The organism is Mycobacterium sp. SP-6446 (genome assembly GCF_001954045.1).
Lineage (GTDB): Bacteria > Actinomycetota > Actinomycetes > Mycobacteriales > Mycobacteriaceae > Mycobacterium.
Genome location: NZ_MBEM01000090.1, coordinates 1 through 21196 on the forward strand (window position 1 = coordinate 1; position 21196 = coordinate 21196).

Genomic DNA, 21196 nt, shown 5'->3' on the forward strand with positions numbered 1-21196 from the left:
GCCCCCGCCGCCGTCGTCGAGGCGCTGGCGGCCGGCGCGCCGGTGGAGCCCGACGTCACGGCCACCTGCTGCGGTTGCGGCGAGCCGCCGAGGAGCGCGATGCCGAGCACCGTGCCCGCACCGATCACACCGATCAGGCCCGCGGCGACCATCGTCTTGTTAATCGACTTCGGCTTGGCCGGGGCGATCGGGTCGGGCGAAGCGTCTTCGCGGTACGCAAGATCTCCCGACGAATCGGTCGGGTCGCCTAGGGGGCTGGACGCCCAGGCGAACGCCGAGGTCGGCTCCTCGCCCAGCGGCGCCAGGGCGGTCCGATCCAGGTCGTGCGAGGTGTTCATCGAGTGCTCCTTGGGTGCGGTCGCGGCCCGGGCTGGGTCGCTGTCATAGGTAGGAGGACCTATCGGGGGTGAGTCGGACACTTTTCTGACGGCTTTTTCGCCGAGCGGGTCGCGGCGGGCATGGATAGGCTGACGCGCGCCCCTTGTGAGGCGTTCGCGAAGTTCTTGCGAGTTTCTTGCGGTCGCTCGGATGCGACTTCGCGGGCGCTGCGGTGTGCGACGGCAGCTGTGCTAGCCGGCCAGGGTGAGCCAGATCAGCACCGCGTTGAGCACGCTCACCATTACCGCGACCGCCCAGCCGATGACCGTCGTGACGGGATGGTTGGCGTCGCTCCCCATCAAGTCGCGATTGCTGGTCAACCTGACCAGCGGCAGCACCGCGAACGGGATGCCGAAGGACAGCACCACCTGCGACAACACCAGCGCGCGGGTCGGGTCGAAACCGAGCGCCAGGATGGCCACCGCGGGGCACAGTGTGACCAGCCGGCGGACCAGCATGGGCACCGACCGGTGCAGCAGGCCCTGCATGATCATCGCGCCGGCATAGGCGCCCACCGACGACGACGCCAGGCCCGACGCGAGCAGCCCGATCGCGAACAGGACCGCGATCGTCGCGCCCAACGTGTCATGAATCGCGACGTACGCGCCGTCGATCGAGCCGGTGCCCTCGCGGCCCTGCAAATTGATCGCGGCGACCAGCAGCATCGCCGCGTTGACCGCGCCGGCAACCGCCATCGCCAGGACGACATCAAACCGCGTGACGCGGAGCAGCCAACGCCGGTCGTGGCCGGGCTCGGGGTGTCCGTGTCGATCCAGGACGAGGCCCGAATGAAGGTAGACCGCATGCGGCATCACGGTGGCGCCGAGGATGGCGGCGGCCAGCAACACGCTTTCGGTGCCGCGGAAGCGCGGGACCAATCCGCCGAGCACGGCCCCGGGCGGTGGCGTCGCGACGAAGAAGCTGGCCGCGAAGCCGACGGCGATGACGAGCAGCAGGCCGGTGATGACGCGCTCGAAGAGGAGCTGGCCGCGACGGTCCCTGATCGTCAGCAGCAGCAGCGAGATCGCCCCGGTGATGATCCCGCCGACCGGCAGCGGCAACCCGAATAGGATGCGCAAGGCGATTGCCCCGCCGATTACCTCGGCGACATCGGTTGCCATCGCTACGATTTCGGCTTGCGCCCAGAACGTCAGCCGTTGGGGGCGGCTCATGCGCTTGCCGATCGCCGAGGGCAGCGAGCGTCCCATCACCAGCCCGAGCTTCGCCGACAAGTACTGGACGAGGCCCGCCACCACGTTGGCCCCGACGATGACCCACAGCAGCAGGTAGCCGAACTGGGTGCCGGAGCTGACGTTGGCCGCGACGTTCCCGGGATCGACGTAGGCGATCGCGGCGACGAACGCAGGTCCGAGCAGATACCAGCTCCGCTTGAGCGAGGCCTGGGTGCCCTGCGCCAAGGTGTCGACCCTCGATTCGGAGTTATCGAATAAAAAAGTTAGGTTAATCGAACTGTTCGTGGCGCGCGGTGAGCGGGTCCAGCCGCAACCTGGTCGGTTATGACGCGCCGATGCTGCCGCCCCCGTCGACGTGAATGATCTGTCCCGTCATGTAGCCGGCGTCCTCGTGCAGCAACATCGTGATGACGTGCGCGATCTCCGCGGGCTTCCCCACGCGACCCAGCGGAATCGACGCGAGGAAACGGCCTTCCCGTTCGGATCCGGCGGGGGTGCGTTCCCGGAACATCTCGGTCTCGATCGGCCCCGGCGATACCGCGTTCACGGTGATGCCGGTCGAGGCGAGCTCCTTGGCCCAGATGCGGGTGCATGTTTCCAGTGCGGCCTTGGCGGCGGCGTATGGGGTCCGCTCGGCGACGCCGAGCGTCGTAAGGCTGGTGACGTTGACGATGCGGCCCCATCCCGCCTCCGCCATGCCGGGCAGCGCCGCCTGCACCACCTGTACGGCGGTGCGGACGTTCATGTCGTAAGTGGTGAAGAGGTCGTCCAGGTCGATGGACCCGATGCGCCCGAACCGGGCCAGGCCGACATTGTTGACCACGGCGTCGACCCTGCCCTCGGCGACGATCTTGTTGAGGACCGCCCCTGTCGCGGCGCGGTCGCCGAGGTCAGCGGCGTGGAATTGCCCGGGAAAGTCCGACGGCGCAGTGCGCGCGAGTCCGATTGGCTCGTGGCCGTCGGCGGCGAGGCGGTCTGCGACCGCGCGGCCGATACCCTTCGACGCCCCGGTGATCAGAATCCGGCGTTTCGGCATCGCTCTACCCCTTCCGCGACAGCGCTCGTGACTGGGGCAACGCCGAAACGGCGCGGGTTCATGCCGTGTTGTCGATCACCCTGGAACGTACAACCCCTTGCCGGTGACCAGGGGCAGGTCGAGGGTCGTCACGATGCCGGGCGGCGCGGCCACCACCGCGGGAATCGCGTTGACGACCCGCATCGCGGTGGCGACCAGCCCGGCGTGGTTGTGATCGCCGAGGCGGCTGCTCAGGCAGATGTCCATGGCGTACGACGGTTCGCCGGTTATCTCTATGCGGTAGGAACCGCCGGGCTGGGCGGGCTGCGGCCAGTCGGGGCACAAGTCCTCACGTAACCGGGTCACGTGCTCCAGCACGACGACGGGGTCGCCGTTGACCATGCCGAACACCTCGAAGCGCAGCGCCGCGGCGGTGCCCTTCGGGATGTGCCCCGATGCGATGTCGAAATCCTCGGGCGCGGGCTCGCGGACGTACTCCTCGGCGACCGAGTCGAGCGTGATGCCCAGCCCCGCAGCCAGTTGCCGCACCACCGATCCCCAGGCCAGGCTCAGCACGCCGGTCTGCAGCAGCATGGGGATCTCGTCGAGGGGCTTCCCGAAGCCCATGACGTCGAACATGACGACGGCGCTGTCGTAGGTGGCGTAGTCGACGATCTCCATGCAGCGGATCTGCTGGATGTTCTGGCAGGTGCCGGCCAGGGCCAGCGGCAACAAGTCGTTGGCGAAACCGGGATCGATGCCGTTGACGAAAAGGCTCGAATTGCCCTCGCGCGCAGCGTCTTCCAGCGGCGCGGTGAGCTCTTCCGGAATCACTTGCCAGGGGTATTGAAGGAACACCGGACCGCTTCCGACGATGTTGACTCCCGCCGCCAGGACCCGTCGGTAGTCCTCGAGCGCCTCGGGCAGGCGGTTGTCGGCCATTGCGTTGTAGACGGCGCATTGCGGTCCGGTGGCCAGCACCGCGTCCAGATCGGTGCTGGCCAGCACGCCAGTCGAATCCTCAAGCCCGGCAAGCTCTGCCGCGTCCTTGCCGGCCTTGGCCTCCGAGGACACCCAGACGCCGGTGAGCTCGAACGCCGGGTTGGTGATGAGCGCTTTGAGCGCGTGGACACCGACATTGCCGGTGCCCAACTGAACGACGGGTATGGCCATGACGGGCTCCTTTGGGTTCTTCAGCTCACAGGTCGGGGACGGGGATGTCGAGATTGGGGAAGGTGAGGCCGCCGTCGACCTCCAGCGTCTTGCCGGTCAGGAACTCACCGGCCGGCGACGCCAAATACACTGCGGCAGCGGCGATGTCGACGGGGTCGCCGAGGCGGCGCATGGGTGTCACCTTCTCCATCGGTTCGCGCAGCTCGTCGTTGGAGGCCACCACGTCGAGCGCGGAGGTCAGGATCGAGCCGGGAGCGATGGCGTTGACGCGGATGCGCGGACACAAGTCCAGCGCGGCCAGCCGGGTGTAGTGCGACAGCGCCGCCTTGGCGGTGCCGTAGGCGGCGAAGCCACGTCCGGCCAGCCGGCCCATGGTCGAGGTGATGTTGATGATGCTGCCGCCCCCGGAGTGCTCGAGCATCAACGGCACCGCCGCGACCGTCAGAGCGTGCGCGGTGGCGACGTTGAACGTGAATGCGTCCTTGAGGTCCTTGGTCGGGGTGGTCAGCAACGTGTTGGGCATCGTCCCGCCGACATTGTTGACGACGATGTCGAGTTTCCCGAACGCCTCGACGGCCTCACCGGCCAGCTGCGCGGTCGCCTCGGGATGGGCCAGATCGGCGGCCACGGTGTGCGCCCGCCGACCGGTGGCGCGGACCTGTTCTGCGACGGCATCTAGTTGAGATTGCGTTCGCGAGGCGATGAGGACATCGGCGCCGGCTTCGGCAAAAGCCAGGGCCATGGCCGCGCCGAGGCCACGGCCGCCACCAGTGATGACGGCGACTTTGTCATCGAGACGGAACCTGTCAAGGATCATTGCGGCCTCTCTTTTTGAGTTATCGGATGAGACGGTAGCAAGCCGCGCCGTCTCGGATAGCGGCATTTCTGAAACAGGTTCTAGTTTGACATACGGGCGCTGTGGGTGTGACGGCGGCCACGTTGACCGTTGGGCGGCCGACGCCGGCTGGCTGAAATTCCCGTTACCGGCGGTGCCAACGATGACGGCTAGCAAATTCGCCGAACGTTAACCTTGTTACTGTTAGCTTCATGGCTGCGAGGAAGACAGCAGGTCGGCTGCCCGCGGCTCAGAGGGGCGGCGATCGACACAACCGTTACTCTTCTGAAGGAACTGAATTGAAGCCCAATCGATTTGGCGCTGCGCTGAGCATTCTGACCGTCGGCGCGCTGACGTTGTCGGCGTGCGGCAGTGACAACAACGCCACCGGCGGAAGCTCTACAAGCGGCACGTCATCGGCGAATGTGGCCTGCGGCGGGAAGAAGACGCTGAAGGCCAGCGGGTCGACGGCCCAGGCCAATGCGATGACCCGCTTCGTCAACGCATTCGAACAGACCTGCCCGGGTCAGACGCTGAACTACACGGCCAATGGTTCGGGCGCGGGGATCAGCGAATTCAACGGCAATCAAACCGATTTCGGTGGGTCGGACTCACCGCTGGCGCCGGGCGAATACGCCGCCGCGCAGCAGCGCTGCGGCTCGCCGGCGTGGAACCTGCCGGTGGTGTTCGGCCCGATCGCCATCACCTACAACGTCAAGGGCCTGGCTTCGCTGAGCCTGGACGGGCCGACGGCAGCGAGGATCTTCAACGGCGCCATCACCAGCTGGAACGATCCCGCGATTGCCGGTCTGAACGCCGGCGTCAACCTGCCCGCCGAGCCGATTCACGTCGTGTTCCGCAACGACCAGTCCGGGACCACCGACAACTTCCAGAAGTACCTCGATGCCGCGTCCAACGGCGTGTGGGGCAAGGGCGCCGGAAAGACGTTCAACGGCGGTATCGGCGAGGGCGCCAAGGGCAACGACGGCACCTCCGCGGCAATCAAGGCCACCGAAGGGTCGATCACCTACAACGAATGGTCCTTCGCCACGGCGCAAAAACTGAACATGGCGAAGATCGTCACGTCGGCGGGTCCGGATGCGGTAGCCATCAGCACCGACTCGGTCGGCAAGACGATCGCCGGGGCCACGATCAAAGGTCAGGGCAACGACTTGGTGCTCGACACGCTCTCGTTCTACAAGCCGACGCAGCCCGGCTCCTATCCGATCGTGCTGGCGACCTATGAGATTGTCTGCTCCAAGTATCCCGACCCCCAGGTCGGTACGGCCGTGAAGGCGTTCCTGCAGAGCACCATCGGCGGCGGACAGAATGGCTTGGGGGACAACGGATATATTCCGATCCCGGACGCGTTCAAGTCGAGGCTGTCGGCTTCGGTCAACGCCCTCGCGTGATCGGGGATTGATGGCCCGAGAAACACTTGCCACGCCCCTGGGGGCGAAACCTGCGCTGGCGGCGATCGATCCGCGGAAGGCGCGGCGCGGCGACCGGCTGTTCCAGTCCGTCGCCGCCGCCGCGGGCTCGACGATCGTCGCCGCGATCGCGCTGATCGCGATATTCCTGTTGATTCGTGCCATTCCCTCGCTGCGCGCCAACCACGCGAACTTCTTCACCAGCGCAACCTTCGACACCGTCCACGCGCAGCACCTGGCGTTCGGTATCCGCGACTTGTTGATGGTCACGGTGCTCAGTTCGGTCTTCGCTCTGGTCTTGGCGGTGCCCATCGCCGTCGGGATCGCGGTGTTTCTCACCCAATACGCGCCGAAACGGTTGTCGCGTCCGTTCGGGGCGATCGTCGACCTGTTGGCCGCGGTGCCGTCGATCATCTTCGGGTTATGGGGCATCTTCGTGCTGGCGCCCAAGCTTGAGCCCGTCGCGGCCTATCTCAATCGCAACCTGGGCTGGTTGTTCTTGTTCAAGCACGGCAACGTTTCCCTGGCCGGCGGCGGCACCATTTTCACGGCCGGCATCGTGCTCTCGGTGATGATCCTGCCGATCGTCAGCTCGGTATCGCGCGAGGTGTTCCGGCAGACGCCACGGATCCAGATCGAGGCGGCGCAGGCGCTCGGGGCGACCAAGTGGGAGGTGGTGCGGATGACCGTGCTGCCGTTCGGGCGTAGCGGTGTCATCGCGGCGTCGATGCTGGGCCTGGGTCGTGCGCTGGGCGAAACCGTGGCGGTGCTGATCATCTTGCGCTCGGCCGCGCGGCCGGGAAACTGGTCGCTGTTCGACGGTGGTTACACGTTCGCTTCCAAGATCGCCTCGGCCGCATCCGAATTCAGCGAGCCGCTGCCAACCGGTGCCTACATCGCGGCGGGATTCGCGCTGTTCATCCTGACGTTCGTGGTCAACGCGGCGGCCCGCGCGATCGCCGGCGGGAAGGTCAACGCATGACCGTGGAGACCCTCAACCGGCCGGTGAAGGCCGTGGTGTTTCGCCCGCTCAGCGCCAAACGGCGACTCAAAAACTATGCCGCGACAACGTTCTTCCTCGCTTCGTTCGCCATCGCTCTGGTGCCGCTGGTGTGGCTGCTGTCGGTGGTGATCGCGCGGGGCTGGTACGCGGTAACACGGTCGGGCTGGTGGACCCACTCCCTGCACGGCGTGCAGCCGGAGCAATTCGCCGGAGGCGTCTACCACGCGCTGTATGGGACGCTGGCGCAGGCCGGGGTGGCGGCCGTGCTTGCCGTGCCGCTCGGCTTGATGACCGCCGTGTTCCTCGTGGAATACAGTTCCGGCTGGTTAGCGCGGGTGACCACATTCATGGTCGACGTGCTGGCCGGCGTTCCCTCGATCGTGGCGGCGCTGTTCATTTTCAGCCTGTGGATCGCGACCCTGGGATTCCCGCAGAGCGCGTTCGCCGTGTCGTTGGCGTTGGTGTTGCTGATGTTGCCGGTTGTGGTGCGTTCCACCGAGGAAATGCTGCGGCTGGTGCCTGACGAGCTGCGAGAAGCCAGCTATGCGTTGGGTGTCCCCAAGTGGAAAACCATTGTGCGGATTGTCTTTCCGATCGCGATGCCGGGAATTTTGTCCGGCGTCTTGCTCGCCGTCGCGCGGGTCATCGGCGAAACCGCGCCGGTGCTGGTCCTGGTCGGATACAGCCGCTCCATCAACGTGGACATCTTCAACGGCAACATGGCATCGCTACCGCTGTTGATCTACACCGAACTCACCAACCCGCAGCATTCGGGTTACCTGCGAATCTGGGGCGCGGCGTTGACGCTCATCGTCATCGTGGCGGTTATCAATATCCTGGCCGCGGCGTTCCGCTTCGTCGCAACTCGGCGGCGCTGAGGGTTCAGGACTTCGACGCCGCCTTTGAGGGAGCCTTCTTGGCGGTTGTCTTCTTCGCCGTCGTCTTCTTCGCCGGTGCTTTCTTCGCGGTCGTCTTCTTCGCAGACCCCTTCTTGGCGGGCGCCTTCTTGGCCGGCCCCTGGCCGTCGCCGGAGCGCGCCTTCACGCTGGCCTCCAGCTTGGCGAGCAGGTCGGAGACGTCTTCGGCCTCGTCCAGGTCCTTGGGCTGCTGCTCCTCCGTGGTAAACGCTTCGCCGCCTTCGAGTTTCGCCTGGACCAGTTCATGCAGCTGTTCCTGGTAGTCGTCGTGGTAGCGGTCCGGGTTGAACTCCTCGGCCATCGACTCCACCACCTGCCCCGCCATCTTGAGCTCCGCTGGCTTGACGTCGACCTTCTTGTCCAGCACCGGGAAGTCGGGATCCCGGATCTCGTCGGGCCACAGCAATGTGTGAATCACCATCACATCGCGCTTGCCGAAGTCCTTGACGCGCAACGCCGCCAGACGGGTCTTGTTGCGCAGCGTGAAGTGAACGATCGCCATCCGATCGGTCTCGGCGAGTGTCTTCGCCAGCAGCACATAGGATTTGGACGACTTCGAATCCGGCTCCAGGAAGTAGCTGCGGTCGAACAGCATCGGATCGACATCGCTGGCCGGGACGAACTCCAGCACTTCGATTTCGCGGCTTCGTTCTTCGGGCAAGGTGGAGAGGTCCTCGTCGGTGATGACCACCATTTGGCCGTCGTCGGATTCAAATGCGCGCGCTATGTCACGGTATTCCACGACCTCGCCGTCCAGCTCGCACACTCGTTGATACCGGATGCGGCCGTTGTCCTTTGCGTGCACTTGATGGAACTTGATGTCGTGGTCCTCGGTGGCGCTGTACACCTTGACCGGAACGTTCACCAGCCCGAACGCGATCGAACCCTTCCAGATGGAACGCATGCAGTCAGTATGCCCATACCACCCGTAGCAAAACAGGGCGGCGGGCCCGCAGCGCGGGATTTCTAGCGGGAACGGCCAGGAGGGAAGGGGGATTGCGCCTGCAGGGCCGCCCTGTCGGGCAAATCGGCGCCGGCGCGCGCGACGGTCAGCGCCGCCGACAGGGTCGCCGCTTCCAGCGCGGCGGTGAGCGCGTCCAGCCCGATTCGGCCGAGCGCGGCGCGCCGGTCGGCGCCCAACAGGTTCAATTCCCAGAGGGTGTCGAGCAGCCCCACCATGAAGGCATCGCCGGCGCCAACGGTGTCGACCACCCGAACGGACCGGGCGACCGCTTGCGCCTGGCCTTGGGAACACAACGCCAGCGCACCTCGGTCGCCCATCGTCACCGCGACGATCGCGGGTCCGGCCGCCAGCCAGGTCCGGGCGGTCCATTCGGGCTCGTGCTCGGGATCGACCCAGCGCAGGTCGTCCTCACTGGCCTTGACGATGTCGCTGCGTTCGACCAGATGCACGATCCGTTCGCGCGCCAGGTCCCGGTCCACGATCAATGAAGGACGGACATTTGGGTCGAACGTGACCGTCGCCGACACGCGATAGGTGTCGAGCAGCGCCGCGACCGCCAAGCACCCCGGCTCGCGCACGGCGGCGATCGAGCCGGTGTGGACCAACAGCGGCGGCCCGACTTCGGGCGTTCCGGAAAGCTGCCATTCCAAATCGAACGTGTAGTCGGCCGACCCGTCGTCGGCGATCGTCGCCACCGAGGTCGGCGTCCGGGAAGCCGAGTCGCTTCCCGAAACAAGGTGTGCGCCTGAGGTTTCGACGTAATCAACGATGCGCCGGCCAGCTTCGTCGTCGCCGATGTGGGTCAGGAAATCGACGTCGCGCCCGAGCCTGGCCAAGCCGACGGCGACGTTGAGCGGGCTGCCGCCGACATGCTCGGCCCCACCGACGGTGTCGATCAACGCTTCGCCGATCACCAACCCACGAGTCATCGCACCAACGCCTGCAGCGTCGCTCGCGCCCCGTCGCGGTGCAACGAATCCAGGGCCCACCGGTATGCGGCCACGAACCGTGGCTCGCGCGACAAATCCGCGAAGAGAGAGGTGTTTTCGATGAACGCCGTCGGATGCTCCCGCTGCGACCGTGCCAGTGGGACCAGCGATTCGGCTAGTTGGTCGACAACCTCGATCGGCTCGCCACTTTCGTCGACCGCCTCGGCGTAGCGGGCCCAGCTTGCGACCGCCGCCGCCGCCAGCCGGATCGGCCCGTCGCTGCGCAGGTTGTCGCGGACCACCGGCAGCAGCCAGGTCGGGATGCGATCCGAGGAGTAGGCGCAAAGCCGCGCCACGGTGTCACGCAGTCCCGGGTTGGCGAAGCGCTCGATGAGCGCCCGGGTGTAGGCGCACAGATCGATGCCGGGCACCGGGCGCAGTGTCGGAATGGCTTCGGAATCAAAGTAGGCGAGCAGGAACTCGGCGAACAACGGGTCACGAGCCGCGTCGTGGACCATGCGGTAGCCGCACAGCCACGCGAAATAGCACAGGCACTGATGCCCGGCATTGAGCAGCCGCAGCTTCATCGACTCGTACGGTGCCACATCGTCGACGAGCAGGACACCCGCCTCGTCCAACGGCGGTCTGCCGTCGGCGAAGTCGTCCTCGAGGACCCAGGCGGCGAACTCCTCGGCCACCACCGGCCACCGGTCGGCGACGCCGTAGTCGCGTTCTACCGCGGCGATGATGTCGGGCGTCGTGACCGGCGTGATGCGGTCCACCATCGAGCACGGGAATCGAGTTGTCTCCGCGATCCAATCGGCCAGGCCCGGCCGCAGCAATTCGGCATGGGCGACGACGGCTCGGCGCGCGACGTCCCCGTTGGTTTCGACGTTGTCGCACGACACGATCGTCGGCGCGGCGACGCCGCGGTCACAGCGGCGCGCCAGGGCCTCGACGATCAGCCCGAAAACCGAATCGGGGTCCCTTGCCCGGTAGCCGCCCTCGGTGATGGTCATCGAGATGACCCGGGTCGTCGGCGCGGCCAGCAACTCGATCGTCGCCTGCGGGTCCTCGGGCGCATAGCGGTAGTCGACGATCGAGCCGATCACCCGCGCGTCGCGGCTGCCGTCGGGGTGCTCGAGGATCAGCGTGTACAGGCCATCCTGGGCGCGCAGCACGTCCCTCATCCGGCGGTCGTCCGGCAGCAGCCCGATTCCGCAGATGCCCCACTGCTGTGCCAGACCCTGCCGCAGCAAGCTATCGATGTACATCGCCTGATGCGCCCGGTGAAAGCCGCCGACGCCGACGTGCGCGATGCCGACCTGCACGCGGTCACGGTCATAGGACGGTGTCGGGATCGACAGTTGTCCCAGGGTGGCGCTGCTCAGCGAAACCACAATCTCGACGGTACCGACCCAAGCCGCCGAAGACGTACGTTGAAAACATGGGTGCGCAGGCGCGGGTCAAGCTGACCAATGCCGACAAGGTGCTATACCCCGCCACCGGAACCACGAAGGCCGACGTCTTCGACTACTACACCCGCATCACCGAGGTGATGCTGCCGCACATCGCCGGGCGCCCGGCGACCCGCAAGCGCTGGCCCAACGGCGTCGAGCAGGACTCGTTCTTCGAGAAACAGCTCGCGTCGTCGGCGCCCGACTGGTTGCCGCGCGCCAGCGTGACGCACCGGTCCGGAACGACGACGTATCCGATCATCGACAGCCCCGACGGGCTGGCGTGGATCGCGCAACAGGCGGCACTGGAGGTGCACGTGCCGCAGTGGCGGTTCGTCGCCGAGTGGACCCGAAGCAAGGCCGAAGAACTCAAGCCCGGCCCGGCGACACGACTGGTGTTCGACCTCGATCCTGGCGAGGGCGTGACGATGGCCCAACTGTGTGAAGTGGCGCATGCGGTGCGGGATCTGATCGCCGACATCGGGCTCACCACGTTCCCGCTCACCAGCGGCAGCAAGGGACTGCACCTCTACACGCCGCTGGCCGAGCCGGTCAGCAGCAGAGGCGCTTCGGTGCTGGCCAAACGCGTTGCGCAGCAACTGGAGAAGACGATGCCCAAGTTGGTCACGTCGACGATGACCAAGAGCCTGCGGGCCGGCAAAGTGTTCCTGGATTGGAGCCAGAACAACGGCGCGAAAACCACCATCGCGCCCTACTCGCTGCGCGGGCGCGAACATCCGACGGTCGCGGCGCCGCGCACGTGGCAGGAACTCGAGGACCCCTCCGTGGGCCAACTGCGCTACGACGAGGTGCTCGACCGCGTGGCCCGCGACGGCGACCTGCTGGAGGCCCTCGATGCCGACGCCCCCGTCAGTGACCGGCTGAGCAAATACCGCAGCATGCGGGACGCGTCGAAGACTCCCGAGCCGGTGCCGGCTGGGAAACCCGTTACCGGCCAGGGCAATTCGTTTGTCATTCAGGAGCATCACGCCCGCCGGCTGCACTACGACTTCCGGCTGGAGCGAGACGGCGTGCTGGTGTCGTGGGCGGTGCCGAAAAACCTGCCCGAGATACCGTCGGTCAACCACCTGGCGGTGCATACCGAGGATCATCCGCTGGAATACGGCTCATTCGAGGGCAATATCCCCAAAGGCGAGTACGGCGCCGGCAAGGTGGTGATCTGGGATGCCGGAACATATGAGGCCGAGAAGTTTCTCGACGACGAGGTCATCGTCAACCTGCACGGCAACCGGATCTCCGGGCGCTACGCGCTGATTCAAACCAACGGCGACCAGTGGCTGGCGCACCGGATGAAGGACCAGAAGGTCTTCGACTTCGACGCCATCACCCCGATGCTCGCCTCGGAGGGTTCGGTGGCCGCCCGCACGGCCGGCCAGTGGGCTTTCGAAGGCAAATGGGACGGCTACCGGCTCCTGGTGGAGGTCGACCACGGCGACTTGCGGATACGGTCCCGACGCGGCCGCGAAGTCACCAAGGAATATCCCGAATTACGTTCGCTTGCGGCCGATCTGGCCGATCATCACGTGGTGCTGGACGGCGAGGCCGTCATCCTGGACGAGGCCGGGGTGCCCAGCTTCCACGGGATGCAGAACCGGGGCCGCGGTTCCCGCGTCGAGTACTGGGCGTTCGACCTGCTCTACCTCGACGGCCGCTCGCTGCTGCGGGCGCGCTACCAAGACCGGCGAAAGCTGCTGGAAATCCTTGCCAGCACGGGCGATCTGATCGTTCCCGACCTCCTGCCCGGTGACGGCGCCCAGGCCCTCGAGCACTCACGCAAGCACGGGTGGGAGGGCGTGGTCGGGAAGAAACGTGACTCCACCTATCAGCCGGGCCGACGTTCGGCGTCTTGGATCAAGGACAAGAACTGGAACACCCAGGAAGTCGTCATCGGCGGCTGGAAGGCCGGGGAGGGCGGGCGCAGCAGCGGGATCGGCTCGCTGCTGATGGGTATCCCCGGTGACGGCGGTCTGCATTTCGCGGGCAAGGTCGGCACCGGCTTCACCGAACGCGACCTGGCGAACCTGAAGAAGACGTTGGCGCCGTTGCACACCGACGAATCGCCCTTCGACCCGCCGCTTCCCCGGAGCGAAGCGCGGGGAGTGACGTACGTCGAGCCGGTCCTGGTCGGCGAGGTGCGCTACAGCGAGTGGACACCGGATAACCGGCTGCGCCAATCGAGTTGGCGTGGGCTTCGGCCGGACAAGAAACCAGATGAGGTGGTGCGCGAATGAAATGGGTGACGTATCGGGGTGCCGACGGTGAGCGCACCGGGGTCCTTTCCGGCGACGCGATCCACGCGATGCCGCCTGGCGTGACGCTGCTGGAGCTGATCGGGCGCGGTGCCGACGGGCTGCGACAAGCCGGCGAAGACGTGCAGCGTTCACCAGCGGCCGTGGTGCAACTCGCCGCCGTGACCTTGGCGGCACCGATCCTGCGCCCACCCTCGATCCGCGACTCGCTGTGCTTTCTGGATCACATGCGCAACTGCCAGGCCGCGCTGGGCGCCGGCCGGGTCCTCGCCGACACCTGGTACCGCATCCCGGCGTTTTACTTCGCCTGCCCGGCAACGGTTTTGGGTCCCTACGACGACGCACCGAGCGCGCCCGGAAGTGCTTGGCAGGACTTCGAATTGGAGATCGCGGCGGTCATCGGCACCGGCGGCAAGGACATGACCGTCGAGCAGGCTGAACGGGCCATCATCGGCTACACCATCTTCAACGACTGGTCGGCAAGAGACCTGCAGCAGCTGGAGAGCCAACTGGCGATCGGGCAGGGCAAGGGCAAGGACAGCGGTGTCACGCTGGGCCCCTATCTTGTGACGCCCGACGAGCTCGAGGGATACCGCCGCGACGGCAAGCTCGATCTGCAGGTGAGTGCCCTGGTGAACGATACGGTGATCGGCTCCGGGTCCACCGCCCAAATGGATTGGAGCTTCGGTGAAGTCATTTCCTACGTGTCCCGCGGGGTGACGCTGCGTCCCGGTGACGTCATCGGCTCCGGCACGGTGCCCACCTGCACGCTGGTCGAACACCTCAACCCGGCGGCACTGGAATCCTTCCCGGGCTGGCTGCATGACGGCGACGTCGTGACCCTGAAGGTCCAGGGGCTGGGGGAGACCCGGCAAACCGTCCGTGCCAGCGCCGCGCCGCACCCGCTGCCCGCCCGGCCCAACCCCGACGCCAAACCCGCGGCGCCCCGGGTCAACCGGGCACCCGCGCGGGTGCCCTACACCCGCGGGCTGCACGAGGTCGCCGAACGCGTCTGGGCCTGGACCCTGCCCGACGGGGGCTACGGCTGGAGCAACGCCGGGCTGGTGGCCGGCGACGGCGCGTCACTGCTCGTCGACACCCTGTTCGACCTGGCACTGACCCGCGAAATGCTCCACGCGATGCGGCCCATCACCGATCGAGCGCCCATCTCCGACGCCTTGATCACGCATTCCAACGGCGACCACACGCACGGCAATCAGTTGCTCGACGAATCGGTGCGGATCATCGCCGCCCGGGGCACGGCCGATGAGATCGCACACGGGATGCCACCCGAGATGCTGGCCATGGCGCAGACCGCCAACCTGGGCCCGATTGCGACGCCGTACACGCGAGACCGCTTCGGGCACTTCGACTTCAGCGGCATCAAGTTGCGCAACGCCGACCAGACGTTCGAGGGCGACCTGACCATCGAGGTCGGCGGCCGCGAGGTCAATCTGCTGAACCTGGGTCCGGCTCACACCGCTGCGGATTCGGTGGTGCACGTGCCTGACGCCGGGGTGCTTTTCGGCGGCGATTTGCTGTTCATCGGCTGCACCCCGATCGTGTGGGCCGGCCCCATCGCCAACTGGATCAGGGCCTGCGACGTGATGATCGCGATGGACGCGCCCATCGTGGTGCCCGGCCACGGGCCGGTCACCGATCCCGATGGAATCCGCGCCGTCCGTGGCTATCTCGCGCACGTCGCCCAGCAGGCCGAGTCCGCTTATTGCAAGGGCATGTCGTGGTCCGAGGCCGCCGACACCATTGACCTCGGCGAGTACGCGACGTGGCTGGACGCCGAGCGCGTCGTCGTCAACGTCTATCAGCGCTACCGCGAACTCGACCCCGACACCCCGCAGCTGGAGGTCATGGCGCTGTTGGTGATGCAGGCCGAGTGGTTGGCCAAGCGCGGCTGAGGACTGCTGCGCCGCTAGGCCTTGACCGCCCGCATGAAGCTGAGCGTGGCCGCCGCGCCGTGCTCGGACTCCTCTAGTTTCGGCAGGCCGGCGGCGGCGAAGAGCTCGGCGAGGGTGGCTGTCGTCGCATCCCACCCGTCGGCGCGCAGGTGCGCGGCGACGTCGGTGTGCTCACCGGGATAGGTCAGGGCCGCGATGTCCATGTCGAGGCCCTGCCGTCGCCAGCCCTCGGTCGCGCGCCGCGAGTGCTCCTGCGCCTCCTCCGACGATCCGGCGACCTGCCCGTAGTCCGCGGCGAACCTGCTGCCCGTGGCGCTGAGCCCAATGATGTTGTCGAGCAGCCGAACTTCGGCCTCGGGCGGCAGGAAACCGATGAGCACCCCCTCGGCGAGCCACGCGGTGGGCGCGGCGGGGTCGTGGCCGGCCTGCCGCAGCGCCGCGGGCCAATCGTCCCGGAGATCGATGCCGACCGCGCGGTGCTCGGCGGTGGGAGCGGCGTTGAGCCGAGACAGCGTCGCCGCCTTGAACTCGATCACCTCCGGCTGATCGATCTCATACACCGTCGTCCCCGCCGGCCACGCGAGCCGATACGGCCGGGCATCCAAGCCGGACGCGACGATGACGACCTGGCGCACGCCCGCCTCGCCGGCGTCGGCGAAATAGTCGTCATAGAAGCGGGCACGAGCGGCGAACGTGTCGACCATCCTCGGGAACCCAACCCCGCCCTCGGCCTCGATGGCATCCATCTCGCCGGCCGCGATGCGGGTGAAGACATCGATACCGACCGCACGCACCAGCGGCTCGGCGAACGGGTCATCGATCACCGGGCGCGGGCGTTTGGTCGCGGCGGCCCGGGCGGCGGCGACCATGGTCGCGGTCGCTCCGACACTATTGGCCAAGTCCCACGTGTCGCCTTCTGTTCGTGCCATGGTTGCTCCTTCGACGCGACGGCGAAACCAGGGTAGGCCTCGCCGGTAAAGAACCATGTCGCATACGGTTTGGATATGTCAGCAGTAGAACTGGAAACGCTCGAGGACAATATCGCCTGCATCACCCTGAACCGGCCGGAACGCCTGAACGCCATCGACGGATCGCTCATCGACGGCGTGGACCATGCCCTGGATGTCCTCAGCGGCGGCGAATTTCGCGTCGCGATCCTTACCGGCGCCGGACGCGGATTCTGCGCCGGCGCCGATCTGAGCGGCACCGGCCAGGCATGGACCAAGCCCGCGAGCCCGTCGACCCCGCCGTTCAAGGTCAACTACGACTCACAGGTCCGGCTGGCCAATCTGTTCACGCGGCTCTACGAGCTCGACGTCCCGGTGATCGCGGCCGTGAACGGCGTGGCCGTCGGGGGTGGGCTGGCGTTCGCGTTGGTCAGCGATATCCGGGTCGCTTCCGAGCAGGCGAGATTCGGCTCGGTGTTCATCAAGGCCGGCTTCTCGTCGATGGACATGGGCACCAGCTACCTGCTGCCGAAAATCGTCGGCGCCGGAGTCGCGCGGGAGCTGATGCTCACCGGCCGCATCATCGACGCCGCCGAGGCGTATCGCATCAAACTGGTGCACGAAGTCGTGGGGCCGGACGACCTGATGCCCGCGGCGCTGAAGCTGGCCCGCTCGATCGCCGAGAACAACGCTTATGGCGTGTGGCAGACCAAGATTGGGCTCAACGCGGCGCTGGACGCACCCAGCTTGCGGCACGCCATCGAACTGGAGAATCGAACCCAGATCCTGTCCGGTTTCACCAACAATCCGCTCGAGGCCGCCAAAGCGCACATGGAAAAGCGGGCCCCGAAGTGGGATCCCCTGTGACGCTTGGCGGCGGCCCGCTTCGCCCGGCTTCGCCGCGCTCGCGACCGCCGCTGTGACGGCTAGACTTTCGCGATCACGTTCTCGGCGAACATCTCCAGGTTGCGGATCTTGGTGTCCAGCGGTTCGGTGTCCTTGCCCATGATGTAGGGGATGCGGAAGCCGACGATGACGTCGGTGACGCCCTTGTCCTCGAGCCGCTTGACCCCGTCCACGGTGAAGCCGTCGACCGAGATCACGTGAATCTCGAACGGCCCGGTCTTGCCCGCTTCTTCGCGGAACTTCTTGAGCTTGGCCAGTAGATGGTCGAGTTCCTCGGGGTCGCCGCCGCCGTGCATCCAGCCGTCCAGGCGTGCCGCGCGCCGCAGCGCCGCGTCGGCGTGCCCGCCGATCAGGATCGGGATTGGTTTGGTGGGCGCCGGCGTCATCTTGGTCTTGGGGATGTCGTAGAACTCGCCGTGGAATTCGAAGTACTCACCGGTGGTGAGGCCCTGGATGATTTCGATGCATTCGTCCATTCGCTTGCCGCGCTTGGCGAATGGGACTCCGAGCAACTCGTAGTCCTCGGGCCACGGGCTGGTGCCCACGCCGAAGCCCACCCGGTTGTCGGTCATCGCGGCCAGCGACCCGATTTGTTTGGCCACCAGCGCCGGCGGCCGGATAGGCAGCTTGAGGACGAAGAAGTTGAACCGCAGGGTCGACGTCACCGCGCCCAAGGCCGACGTCAACACAAAGGTCTCGATGAACTCCTTGCCATCCAGAAACTCGCGATTGCCGTCGGGTGTGTAGGGGTACTTGGAGTCGGATTCGAACGGGTACGCGATGCTGTCGGCGATCGTCATGGCGTGGTAGCCGGCTGCTTCGGCCGCCTTGGCCAGGGGGATGTAGTACCTAAAGTCCGTCATCGCCTCCGCGTAGGTAAACCGCACGTCATTCGCCTTCCGTGAGAGGACCGTCACACGACATTAGAACGTGTTCTAGTTCTACCCGCGCTCGGGTCCACGGACAAGGCGCGACGAGGTCGCCTAGAGCTGATTTTCGGGGCCGATGACCGCCCACACCGTCTTGCCGGTCGCGGTGGGCGTGCTGCCCCACGCGCGCGACAACGCGTCGACGATGGCCAGGCCCGACACGTCGATTCCCTGGTCCGGCGACGGCAGCCGCAGGGCCGGCGTGGTGCTGTCGTCGGACACCGCGATGGTTGCCGTCGCGCCGTCGGTTTCGATCCGCATCAGCGGGACGCTGCCGGTGTGTTCCAGCACGTTCTCGACGAACACGTTGACAACCACCAACGCGACCGGGATGAGCTTGGATTGTGACCACGCGGTGAGCCACTCCCGAACCAGCCGGCGCGATTCGCGCAGGCTGGTCAGGTTCGCTGGCAGCTCGGCATCGGCGCGCCGGAGCGGGAGACGGGTGAGCCGATCGAGCGCTTTCATTGCCGCTTTCTCGGTCGAGTACACCGGCATGAAGGACGCGAACCCGCTGCGGGTGACCGCCTCGCGGGTCGCGCGATGCGCGCACACCAGCACGACGGGGACCTCGGGCTGGGCCTCGAGCTGCCAGCGCGCGCCGATGAATGCCGACAGGGCCGATTCCTCGGGCACCCGAAGTGCGGTGATGTCGACGACGACGGCGGAAGGCTTGTCGAGCGTGGCCTTCGTAATGCTGTCGCGCAGCGGCGCGGAGTTGCCGGCGTCGAGTACTCCCTCGACGGTCAGCACCGCCACCGACTTTTCCGCCCGCGCCGCAACCGTCAGCGAGTTCGGAGACTCAGCTTCCGCACTCACCGCAGCCACCCCTTTCGACGCCCGGGTCTATTTTCACCGACTGTGATCCGTGAGCAAGTCAGGTGCGAACGGGTGTGTCCCGATCGAGCTCGGGTTCCCTGCGCTCTTGGCTTGGTGGGCAAACGACCGGCCCAGGACCAGGCAGCGGGGTGCACGCGAGTGGGATCCGCCCCCCGACCCCACCCGTGCGAAGCATCGCCTGCCACCACGCCAAACATTCTCTTTGTCCCGCCGCCTGCCGCAGCACAGTCCCCGCGGAGCCGCCTATCGAGGCGGCCGACCCCCCGTTTGAGTCAGTTCAGACTTTGCGGTTTACCCATGCGTAAAAGCTTGTAAACCCGACGATCGCAGCTAGTGCGGGTACGGCGGAGCGCCCACCCCGGCGACCGAGTGAGTGCCCCACGGTGTCCGTTCCACGATGCGCGCGGCCGCGCTGCGCTCGCCCACCGTCACCGTCACGCTGCGCGCCTTGAGGGCCTCGACCGGCAACGATTCCGCCGAAGAACTGAAAACCGTCCCCTGCCAGTGGTAATGGCCGTCGATCGGGTCCAGGTGGCCGGTCAGGCGGACGCGGACCGGATGGCTGGTGCCGGCGATCGTCAGCGTCGCCGCGCCGTCGTAGGTCTCGTCGTCGCCGGCGCCCGACGACAGGTCGAACGCCGACACCACCGGGAAAGGTGGCGCGGGTGCGAGATGGACTCGCTCGTTGAACACCTGCTGGCTGCTGCGAAGCACTTCGATGCGGGTGCTGGCGGAGTGCTTCATGAGTCGTACGCACTCGGCGACGTAGCGCGCCTGCGCGGCGGCATCGGGGCCGGCGACGAAGAAGTAGTTCGGGAAGCCGTGAACGGCGACGCCCTGGAAGGGCTCCATGCCGTCGTGCCACGCCTGCCGGATGGTCAACCCGCCGGTGCCGACCAGCGCCGTAATTGTGTCCCGATCGGGGACCGCGAAACCGGTGCCGTAGATGATGGCGTCGGCGCGGTGTTCGGCGCCGTCGCTGGTCCGGATGCCCGACGGGGTGATCGCGCCGACCGCCGATTTCACCAGCGCGGGCCTGGCACGGCGGCGTAGCCACCGCTTGACTCGCGTTGTCGGCCACGGCATCCCGTCGACAATCCGGCGCGGCGGGTATGCGAAAACGGTGACCGAGGCTGCCGTTGCGATCAACTCCCCGATGCGATGACCCGCGGTGGCGTCGGTGCCGATGATCGCGATGCGTTTGCCGCGGGGATCGAACCCGGAATCCCATTGCGCCACATGAAAAGACGTTCCCCGGAACTCGTCGCGACCGGCGAGCTCGGGTATCCACGGGACGTATCCCGGTTCGTGGGCCGCGATGACGATGCCGCCGTGGAAGATCTCGCCGCAGGTCGTTCGCAACTCCCAGGTGTGGGTGTCGTCGTCGAACACTGAACCCACGACCTCGCGACCGGAAAGCAGCAGCCCGTCCAGGGGTGCCGGCCAGTCATGCGGTGTGTCCGGTGCGCAGTCCAGCATCACGATGTCCGTGATTCCCGCCGCCAGCAATTCCGTTGCGGCGCACCGGCCGCGAACTCCGGCGCCGACGATGACGACGCGCGTTCGGCTCACAGAAACCTGGTGCGCTTCCAGGCGCGGCGCGCGATCGGTCCCATCAGGCCGACCTCGGTCAAAAACGCCGCGAGCGGAGCGAACCCGGCGACCTGCATTTCGTAGCGATGCGGGCTGCTGCGTGCGGTCGCGCGCGCCCGCTTGGCGTCCAGGCCCGCCCGCGCATACGGAACCGGATTGCTGAACAGGTAACGGAAGAAGTAACCACCGAGCCCGTTGATGTTGGCCATGAACCACTTGTTGATCCGGGGCATCTCCTGCACCCGTTTGCGTGCGCCGTCACGCGCGAACTGGATATGCCGCGCCTCTTCGGTGACGTGAATTCGCATGAGCCGCTGGATGATTGGCTGCAGCTCCGGGTCGTCCATCATCTGCCGCTGCAGCGAGTCGAAGATTTCCTCCCCGATCAGCGCGGCGACCCACAGCATCGAGCCGCGCTGGAACGCCAGCGGCAATGCGTTGATGACGATCCGGTGCACCCATCGCGGGCGTACCGGCCTCGCGCCGATGCGTTCGATGGCC

18 protein-coding genes and 2 pseudogenes are annotated in these 21196 nt (G+C 66.7%); 7 read left to right on the forward strand and 13 right to left on the reverse strand.

Going from position 1 to position 21196, the window contains the following annotated elements; all coding sequences use genetic code 11:
• From A5736_RS07140 to A5736_RS07160, 5 genes are all read right to left on the reverse strand, one after another.
• Positions 1-338: hypothetical protein (locus tag A5736_RS07140; protein ID WP_139333182.1), on the reverse strand; the 338-nt coding region annotated here is incomplete at its 3' end.
• Between the two features lie 231 nt (positions 339-569).
• On the reverse strand, positions 570-1844 hold the full coding sequence (locus tag A5736_RS07145) for an Nramp family divalent metal transporter (RefSeq protein WP_254848309.1): 1275 nt from the start codon (positions 1842-1844) through the stop codon (positions 570-572).
• Positions 1845-1893: 49 nt separating this feature from the next.
• Entirely contained in the window at positions 1894-2607 is a 714-nt protein-coding gene (locus A5736_RS07150) for an SDR family oxidoreductase (RefSeq protein WP_076245330.1), read from the reverse strand.
• 75 nt (positions 2608-2682) lie between these two features.
• The gene (locus A5736_RS07155) at positions 2683-3759 is read right to left on the reverse strand and encodes a diacylglycerol kinase (protein WP_076245332.1); all 1077 of its coding nucleotides are present in this window, start codon (positions 3757-3759) and stop codon (positions 2683-2685) included.
• A gap of 25 nt (positions 3760-3784) precedes the next feature.
• Entirely contained in the window at positions 3785-4576 is a 792-nt protein-coding gene (locus A5736_RS07160) for an SDR family oxidoreductase (RefSeq protein ID WP_076245334.1), read from the reverse strand.
• A gap of 317 nt (positions 4577-4893) precedes the next feature.
• Between A5736_RS07160 and pstS the strand changes: the two genes are divergently transcribed.
• From pstS to pstA, 3 genes are read left to right on the forward strand one after another with little or no spacing between them, the layout of a single operon-like run.
• Positions 4894-6006, forward strand: coding sequence for a phosphate ABC transporter substrate-binding protein PstS (gene pstS / locus A5736_RS07165; protein WP_076245336.1), 1113 nt, complete (start codon positions 4894-4896; stop codon positions 6004-6006).
• A 10-nt stretch (positions 6007-6016) separates the two neighbouring features.
• Complete coding sequence (pstC, locus tag A5736_RS07170) at positions 6017-7006, forward strand: phosphate ABC transporter permease subunit PstC (protein ID WP_076128894.1); 990 nt, start codon at positions 6017-6019, stop codon at positions 7004-7006.
• The gene (pstA, locus tag A5736_RS07175; protein ID WP_076128896.1) at positions 7003-7905 is read left to right on the forward strand and encodes a phosphate ABC transporter permease PstA; all 903 of its coding nucleotides are present in this window, start codon (positions 7003-7005) and stop codon (positions 7903-7905) included. The genes pstC and pstA overlap by 4 nt, the downstream gene beginning before the upstream one ends.
• Positions 7906-7909: 4 nt before the next feature.
• On the opposite strand, the gene A5736_RS07180 is transcribed toward pstA, so the two are convergent.
• The 3 genes from A5736_RS07180 to A5736_RS07190 all read right to left on the reverse strand — a co-directional run bounded on the left by A5736_RS07180 (position 7910) and on the right by A5736_RS07190 (position 11237).
• Positions 7910-8848, reverse strand: coding sequence for a Ku protein (locus A5736_RS07180; RefSeq protein WP_076245338.1), 939 nt, complete (start codon positions 8846-8848; stop codon positions 7910-7912).
• A 62-nt stretch (positions 8849-8910) separates the two neighbouring features.
• Positions 8911-9837: a carbohydrate kinase gene (locus A5736_RS07185; RefSeq protein WP_076245340.1), complete on the reverse strand. Its 927-nt coding sequence runs from the start codon at positions 9835-9837 to the stop codon at positions 8911-8913.
• Entirely contained in the window at positions 9834-11237 is a 1404-nt protein-coding gene (locus tag A5736_RS07190; RefSeq protein WP_254848307.1) for a mannitol dehydrogenase family protein, read from the reverse strand. Before A5736_RS07190 ends, A5736_RS07185 begins: the two co-directional genes overlap by 4 nt.
• A 47-nt stretch (positions 11238-11284) precedes the next feature.
• Between A5736_RS07190 and A5736_RS07195 the strand changes: the two genes are divergently transcribed.
• Entirely contained in the window at positions 11285-13546 is a 2262-nt protein-coding gene (locus tag A5736_RS07195) for an ATP-dependent DNA ligase (RefSeq protein WP_076245343.1), read from the forward strand.
• Positions 13543-15480, forward strand: a complete 1938-nt coding sequence (locus A5736_RS07200; protein WP_076245345.1) for a fumarylacetoacetate hydrolase family protein — start codon at positions 13543-13545, stop codon at positions 15478-15480. The genes A5736_RS07195 and A5736_RS07200 overlap by 4 nt, the downstream gene beginning before the upstream one ends.
• Positions 15481-15494: 14 nt before the next feature.
• On the opposite strand, the gene A5736_RS07205 is transcribed toward A5736_RS07200, so the two are convergent.
• Positions 15495-16409, reverse strand: coding sequence for an SAM-dependent methyltransferase (locus tag A5736_RS07205; protein ID WP_076245347.1), 915 nt, complete (start codon positions 16407-16409; stop codon positions 15495-15497).
• A gap of 75 nt (positions 16410-16484) precedes the next feature.
• Here A5736_RS07205 and A5736_RS07210 point away from each other — a divergent pair, with 75 nt between their 5' ends.
• Positions 16485-17294, forward strand: coding sequence for an enoyl-CoA hydratase/isomerase family protein (locus A5736_RS07210; protein WP_076245348.1), 810 nt, complete (start codon positions 16485-16487; stop codon positions 17292-17294).
• A gap of 59 nt (positions 17295-17353) precedes the next feature.
• On the opposite strand, the gene A5736_RS07215 is transcribed toward A5736_RS07210, so the two are convergent.
• The 3 genes from A5736_RS07215 to A5736_RS07225 form a co-directional block, all read right to left on the reverse strand.
• On the reverse strand, positions 17354-18220 hold the full coding sequence (locus A5736_RS07215; protein WP_076057614.1) for an LLM class flavin-dependent oxidoreductase: 867 nt from the start codon (positions 18218-18220) through the stop codon (positions 17354-17356).
• A 96-nt stretch (positions 18221-18316) separates the two neighbouring features.
• Positions 18317-19090, reverse strand: coding sequence for an STAS domain-containing protein (locus A5736_RS07220; protein ID WP_139333183.1), 774 nt, complete (start codon positions 19088-19090; stop codon positions 18317-18319).
• Between the two features lie 342 nt (positions 19091-19432).
• Entirely contained in the window at positions 19433-20674 is a 1242-nt protein-coding gene (locus A5736_RS07225) for a DUF4873 domain-containing protein (protein WP_254848308.1), read from the reverse strand.
• On the opposite strand from A5736_RS07225, the pseudogene A5736_RS27190 reads away from it, so the two are divergent.
• Positions 20663-20731, forward strand: a pseudogene (locus A5736_RS27190) (hypothetical protein); the annotation flags it as partial. The gene A5736_RS07225 and the pseudogene A5736_RS27190 overlap by 12 nt on opposite strands.
• A gap of 50 nt (positions 20732-20781) precedes the next feature.
• Here A5736_RS27190 and A5736_RS07230 read toward each other — a convergent pair.
• Positions 20782-21153, reverse strand: a pseudogene (locus A5736_RS07230) (diiron oxygenase); the annotation flags it as partial.
• Positions 21154-21196: the final 43 nt, after the last annotated feature.

Bases quoted from the DNA above. Each gene is read 5' to 3' on its own strand.
- pstC (WP_076128894.1), top strand. From the start codon at position 6,017: ATGGCCCGAGAAACACTTGCCACGCCCCTGGGGGCGAAACCTGCGCTG.
- A5736_RS07160 (WP_076245334.1), bottom strand. From the start codon at position 4,576: ATGATCCTTGACAGGTTCCGTCTCGATGACAAAGTCGCCGTCATCACT.
- A5736_RS07150 (WP_076245330.1), bottom strand. From the start codon at position 2,607: ATGCCGAAACGCCGGATTCTGATCACCGGGGCGTCGAAGGGTATCGGC.
- A5736_RS07200 (WP_076245345.1), top strand. From the start codon at position 13,543: ATGAAATGGGTGACGTATCGGGGTGCCGACGGTGAGCGCACCGGGGTC.
- A5736_RS07210 (WP_076245348.1), top strand. From the start codon at position 16,485: ATGTCAGCAGTAGAACTGGAAACGCTCGAGGACAATATCGCCTGCATC.
- A5736_RS07205 (WP_076245347.1), bottom strand. From the start codon at position 16,409: ATGGCACGAACAGAAGGCGACACGTGGGACTTGGCCAATAGTGTCGGA.
- pstA (WP_076128896.1), top strand. From the start codon at position 7,003: ATGACCGTGGAGACCCTCAACCGGCCGGTGAAGGCCGTGGTGTTTCGC.
- A5736_RS07195 (WP_076245343.1), top strand. From the start codon at position 11,285: ATGGGTGCGCAGGCGCGGGTCAAGCTGACCAATGCCGACAAGGTGCTA.
- A5736_RS07180 (WP_076245338.1), bottom strand. From the start codon at position 8,848: ATGCGTTCCATCTGGAAGGGTTCGATCGCGTTCGGGCTGGTGAACGTT.
- A5736_RS07185 (WP_076245340.1), bottom strand. From the start codon at position 9,837: ATGACTCGTGGGTTGGTGATCGGCGAAGCGTTGATCGACACCGTCGGT.
- A5736_RS07155 (WP_076245332.1), bottom strand. From the start codon at position 3,759: ATGGCCATACCCGTCGTTCAGTTGGGCACCGGCAATGTCGGTGTCCAC.